The following is a 434-nucleotide window of genomic DNA, read 5'->3' as shown; positions in this document are numbered from 1 at the left end:
ATTAAGGACTACGCACCGGGCTGGCCATCCTGGCGATAACTCACCTCACCTTCAATCCTGGCCGACTTTTGCCTGTGGTTTATCATTGGTCATCTCATGTGGCTTGTTGGCAGTTTCAATCATCCGTCGGTGTCCCTTGATGAAAACGCATCTGCCAATGTCGGCCACCTTCTTTTGACGATAACAACCACGTACACCGACTAACGTCCCCCTCAGCACCACGATGGAAACTTCGGTATGTCAGCAATACCGTGCCTTCGGCAATGGTGGCCAGCTTGAATCCTTCGGCAAAAATTACCGTCTGGCTAGTTTCCATTTTCAGCGCCGCCAAGGTTTGGCGTTTGTCATAGTATTGGCCGGAACGTCCAATCTCTTCAAAGTCCTCATGCAATAACTCACTCACCGCAGTTATGTCGCTGCGCGTTGCCGGCTGG

Annotated in this window: 1 protein-coding gene; it reads right to left on the bottom strand. The window is 51.6% G+C overall.

Features of this window, described 5'->3' with window-relative positions; all coding sequences use genetic code 11:
* Positions 1 to 115: 115 nt before the first annotated feature.
* Positions 116 to 434, bottom strand: a 319-nt coding sequence (locus D7X12_RS42010; protein WP_147444037.1) for a nuclear transport factor 2 family protein, incomplete at its 5' end; no start/stop codon positions are given.

Source organism: Corallococcus sicarius, from assembly GCF_003611735.1.
GTDB lineage: Bacteria > Myxococcota > Myxococcia > Myxococcales > Myxococcaceae > Corallococcus > Corallococcus sicarius.
Note: the sequence above shows the minus strand (reverse complement) of the source record. Positions and strands in the feature narration are given on the sequence as shown.